6 protein-coding genes are annotated in these 4930 nt (G+C 43.0%); 1 reads left to right on the forward strand and 5 read right to left on the reverse strand.

Going from position 1 to position 4930, the window contains the following annotated elements; all coding sequences use genetic code 11:
* From ACJ751_RS19560 to ACJ751_RS19575, 4 genes are all read right to left on the reverse strand, one after another.
* Positions 1 to 276 (reverse strand): alpha/beta fold hydrolase (locus ACJ751_RS19560; RefSeq protein ID WP_407747207.1); only part of this gene is annotated, 276 nt, incomplete at its 3' end.
* A gap of 114 nt (positions 277 to 390) precedes the next feature.
* Positions 391 to 1398: an ABC transporter permease gene (locus tag ACJ751_RS19565; RefSeq protein ID WP_407747208.1), complete on the reverse strand. Its 1008-nt coding sequence runs from the start codon at positions 1396 to 1398 to the stop codon at positions 391 to 393.
* A gap of 30 nt (positions 1399 to 1428) precedes the next feature.
* A complete protein-coding gene (locus ACJ751_RS19570) occupies positions 1429 to 2799 on the reverse strand; it encodes an ABC transporter permease (RefSeq protein WP_407747209.1) in 1371 nt (456 codons plus the stop codon).
* A gap of 32 nt (positions 2800 to 2831) precedes the next feature.
* Positions 2832 to 3980: a tetratricopeptide repeat protein gene (locus ACJ751_RS19575; RefSeq protein ID WP_407747210.1), complete on the reverse strand. Its 1149-nt coding sequence runs from the start codon at positions 3978 to 3980 to the stop codon at positions 2832 to 2834.
* 135 nt (positions 3981 to 4115) lie between these two features.
* On the opposite strand from ACJ751_RS19575, the gene ACJ751_RS19580 reads away from it, so the two are divergent.
* Positions 4116 to 4289, forward strand: a complete 174-nt coding sequence (locus ACJ751_RS19580; RefSeq protein WP_407747211.1) for a hypothetical protein — start codon at positions 4116 to 4118, stop codon at positions 4287 to 4289.
* An 11-nt stretch (positions 4290 to 4300) separates the two neighbouring features.
* Here ACJ751_RS19580 and ACJ751_RS19585 read toward each other — a convergent pair.
* Positions 4301 to 4930: hypothetical protein (locus ACJ751_RS19585; protein ID WP_407747212.1), on the reverse strand; the 630-nt coding region annotated here is incomplete at its 5' end.

Here is a 4930-nt window from a genome sequence, read left to right on the forward strand (position 1 = left end):
ATGTCCCTGCAATTCAATGGCAATTACTTTCCTGGTTTTTGACAGCTCAGGGATCAACTGGCCCCAGTTCATATCAATTGTAAAAAAAGCACCATGCAGTAAAACGACAGGCCGACCCTCGCCATATACTTCGTAATAAACTTTGATGCCATTAACAAGTGCGTAACCACTGTTGGAAGATTTGATCTGTTGTCCGTTTGATTGGGATGCGGCAAACATTATTGCAATCAGTAATATTGATCTAAGAGGATTACGGGTTTTGAATAAATTTCTCATAACGCTATTTAAATTTTAGTTTGTATTTTATTGACAACACAAAACTAAAATTCACTTCAGGATCTGACACGGTGTAAAAACGACAACTTAGGGGTGAATTGTGCCAAAACAGGGCTATTCAACTTTCAAACTCCTTACGGGATTTGCTACAGCAGCTTTAATAAACTGACTGCTGATAGTAAGCCCGGCAATTAATAAAGCGCCCAGACCGGCCACAATAAACACCCACCAGGATATGCTTTCCCGGTAGGCAAAGCCTTGTAGCCATTTATCCATAAACAGCCAGGCCAATGGGGCGGCCACCAGGAATGCAATGCCCACCAGCCTCAGGAAATTTGCAGCCAACATGGCAACAAGTTCCGGCACATTAGCCCCCAACACCTTGCGAATGCCTATTTCCCTGGTCCGTTGTTCAGCAGTATAAGCCGCCAGACCAAACAATCCTAAACAGGCGATCAGGATGGCGAGGGTGGTAAATAGCGCCGCTATTTTCCCGGTGCGTTGTTCCGAACGGTACAGGTTATCAAAATCTTCATCCATAAAGGAGTAATCAAATTCCTGGTTGTTCGAAAAGGTCTTCCACTTTTTTTCGATCATACTTATCAGGGCCGGTAATTTGTCACTATTGATTTTAATAGCCAGCACATCTGGTCGATCGCCCTGCTTTTTTCGCTCAAAAGCAGTGGTCATGGTTAATACAACAGAAGAAACGTTATCCCTAAGCGAATTGAAATTAAAGTCTTTTACAACGCCTATAACATGGTATTGCCTCTGGTTGTTGCCCAGATCAATGGTCTTATCAATAGCATCATCCGCAAAACCCATTGCCTGGGCAGCAGTCTGATTGATGATTATGGCAGATGAATCGGATGAAAGCGCGGGGTTGAAATCCCTTCCTTTCTCCAGGCTCATATTCATGGTACGCAGGTAATCTTCATCAACCGGCCAAAACTCCGTTTGATGCGTATTGTTATTAGCAGTAACGTAATTCGTCCATCTTCTGTGGCCGGTAGGTACAAATGAACTTAAGGCAGCGCTTGCCACACCCGGCAAATGAAGTACTTCCTGTTTAAAGGTTACCCCCTGTTTATCCAGTGCATTCATATGCTTTACCAGCAACACCTGCCTGCGGTTGAAGCCAAGGCTCTTGTGCTACATATAACTCAGCTGATTGTATACGACAAGTGTACCAATGATAAGGAAAATCGAAATGGAGAACTGGAACACCACCAGCAGACTGCGCAGCCTGCTCCCTTTAAACCCCGCAACGGTTTGACCTTTCAATACTTTTATCGGATTAAAAGCCGACAAAAAGAAGGCGGGGTACGAACCGGCCAGGAAGCCAACTATAAGCGTGATGCCTGTTACAGCGGGCAGCAGCCATTTAAAAGTGCTGCTGGTAATAGTGAGATCTTTGCCTGCTATTTGATTGAACCAGGGCAGCAAGGCCCAGGCCAGCAATACAGCTGTAAGCATGGCAAAAAAGCTCATCAGCACCGACTCTGAAATAAATTGCAACACGAGGCCTATGCGGGGAGAACCCAATACTTTTCTAATGCCTACTTCCTTTGCCCGGCTGGCAGCATGCGCGGTTGAAAGGTTCATGAAATTAATGCAGGCCAGCAACAGAATGAACAGGGCTATACCCGAATAAATATAGATGTACTGAATATTTCCGTTTGCTCCCAATTCGTTCGCCCGGTTCGATCTCAGATGAATATCATATAAAGGCGTGAGGTTTAATTTTATGTAGTCGCCCTGTTTTTCCATGGCGTCTATGAAATCAAGATACTTCCTGAGGAAAGCAGGAAATTTGGTTTCCAGCTTTTTGTAATCAGCCTGTGGCTTTAATAAAAGATACGTATGGAAAGGAAAAAAGGCGGCCAGGTTTTGATTGGAAGCAATAGGTAACCCTACCATCGATTCCAAAAAATCAGCATCAAAATGTGACTGAACGGGCAGCTCCCTGATAACACCGGTGATCTTGCAATTCGTGGTCTTGCCGTCACTCACTCTCACCAGTATTTTACCAAGGGCGTGCGTAGTGCCAAAATACTTTTCCGCCATCCGCCCTGTAATAACGATGGTATTCGGTTCCGTAAGGGCCGTGCTGGGATCTCCCTCCAACATGGGCAGGGTGAAAACATCAAAGATGGAAGGGTCACAAAGCAGGGTGTTTTTCTCCACCACCAGCTCCTCCCCTTTTTTAAACCGCACTTCCTCATCAGAAAGCAGCCTTACTGTATTTTCAATTTCGGGAAAATTGAGACGCAACGCTTCCGCCACTTTAGGCGCGGCAATAGCGCTGGACGTTATACTGGCATTTATTTTTGTATCGGAATTTACCCGGTATATTCTGTCGCCTTTACTATTGTACCGGTCGTAACTGGTTTCATCAAACACATAAAAAATTATCAACAGGCATACGGCAAGGCCAATGGTCAGCCCAGTAATATTGAGGAAGGTAAATCCCTTATTTTTTTTAAAGCTGCGGAAAGCGGTTTTAAAATAATTTCCCATCATGGTATGCAATTAGGTTGAACAACAGGGTTATTCTATTTTTCTTTAAGATACTTTTTCCTGATGTAATTATAAGCCTTTTTTTCATCGGTTGATTGCGGCTTTGCAAATAACAGGTATTTGCTATAATACTTTTTGGCCGCATCCTCATTTTTTAAATACTGGTCCTGTATACGCCCGCAATCATACAACATCAATGGATCTTTAAACAAATAATAAGCAGTATCATACTGGGCGAACGCTTTTTTATATTGCTTTAGCTCTTCATAGTTATCGCCCAGCGCATGAAAATAATATTCAGCCGTGGTTGAAATGGCCAGTCCCAAACAGGTTTTCAGCAGCTCATTACTTTTTTCGAACTCACGTAATTTCGCATACGATTTGGCCGCATAATAAAAAATATTTTCACCAGCCATTCCCTTTGCAACCAGGTAATCGCAAACCCTGATGCAATCCCTGTATTGATTCATGATATAATAGGACAATACCACCTGGGTGAACGTGCTTAACGACCCTTCGCCCAGGCGCATTAGTCTTTCACCGGGAACAATAACCTTTTGATAGGCGGCCGCTTCGTACGACGACTTTACCTGTAATTTTAAATATGGAACACTTACAGAATCCCTCGCAAGGCCATCTTCGATTATACTATCTGCCCGCTGATAATCTTTCTGGTCAATTAAAAGGTCTGCCAGGGCCGCCCCGTTTTTACTATCGTAGGGCGACAACCGGAATGCCTGTTCATAATAAACAAAGGCAGAATCTTTTTTATTTTCCCGCCGGAACAGGTCACCCATCTTTCTGTAAAAACCTGCTTTTTTGGGGTTACTGGTAATCAACCGGATCATGTACTGGCGGGCTTTTGCCGGCTCATCATCACTATAGAGACTGGAAAAATACAAATTAGCCGAACCATTACCGGAATCAACGTCCAGCATTTTTTGATAATACTTACTGGCATTGTTCAGGTCATCGTTCTGCTGATAGGCATATCCTAAATAACCAAGCGTTTGCAGGTTTACACTATCCATTTTTTCAGCAGTGAGTAAATAACTGATGGCCTCTTCGTACTGCATATTCTGGAAAAAGTCCATCACTTTATTTTTATCGAGAACCGGAGACTGGGCAGTTACGCGGCCCATTTGAAAAATAAGGGTAATAATAACACATGATAATTTTCTCATAACAAGGCTCAATGGTTAATCGAATAAGATGCAGGGGGTTTAGATTTCCATAAAACAAAAAAGGGAGAAGTCACCTTCTCGGCATTTTCCCTATGCAAGCCAGATTTTTAGTAAATTCATACTTTAAAATGAGAAATGAAAAACAAGAAGGACTTTTATAAGTTGGACGAGATTGGGATTGTTGGTACCCAGAAAAAGATCAGCGCCACTGAACGAAGGAAAGTGCAAAAGGAAACAGGTAAAATTATAGAAGGATACAGAAATGCGATGAAAAATGCCAGTTCAAAAAAAATAAAAAAAGCTTCCTAATAATTTCAACTCTACCAGTTTATAACAACCTCTGGTCTACAATGAAAGCTTTTTTTCTCCTTAGAATGTGGAATACGTTTATGCAGTGAAGTAATGAAATAGTATTTCCTTTTTTTATCCCTGACTTTATCAGCCCGACATTTCGACGGCAACGTCGGTTTCAGTTCTGCTAAAATATCTTCTTCGTCTATCTCCTGTTTTAATAATTGAAAAGCCAATCCCGTTAAGTATTGATAGTCACTACGACGTTTGTACCGTTTTGGCAACTGCTGGTATAAGGTAGAACCGAGCTTTGAAGCCCGGGCCAGCAAACCGGCGTTATGCATCAATTTCTGCCGGTGTTTTTTCCGTCTGATGCTTTTTCCTGTTTTACCCTGCCAGTAAGTGGCGTTCACTTTTCGATACGCCCGTTTTGCGGGCGGTGGAGGTATTTTAGTTACATCTGGCTGTTTGTTCGCTACTACCGATACATAGCGCTCCCGCAATACCTGTTGCATTTCCAGCTCGTTCTTTCTTGCTTTAAGCATTGTAAACGCCTCACCGGTGAAGGCACGATACATCCAGCCCTGTCGCCAGTAGGCAGGCAATTCATTATAAACAAGGGAGCCGATCTTCGATGCCTTCGCCATCAATCCGGCATA

Origin of the sequence: Niastella sp. (assembly GCF_045805085.1) — a bacterium.
GTDB lineage: Bacteria > Bacteroidota > Bacteroidia > Chitinophagales > Chitinophagaceae > Niastella.

Bases quoted from the DNA above. Each gene is read 5' to 3' on its own strand.
- ACJ751_RS19570 (WP_407747209.1), bottom strand. From the start codon at position 2,799: ATGATGGGAAATTATTTTAAAACCGCTTTCCGCAGCTTTAAAAAAAAT.
- ACJ751_RS19575 (WP_407747210.1), bottom strand. From the start codon at position 3,980: ATGAGAAAATTATCATGTGTTATTATTACCCTTATTTTTCAAATGGGC.
- ACJ751_RS19580 (WP_407747211.1), top strand. From the start codon at position 4,116: ATGAAAAACAAGAAGGACTTTTATAAGTTGGACGAGATTGGGATTGTT.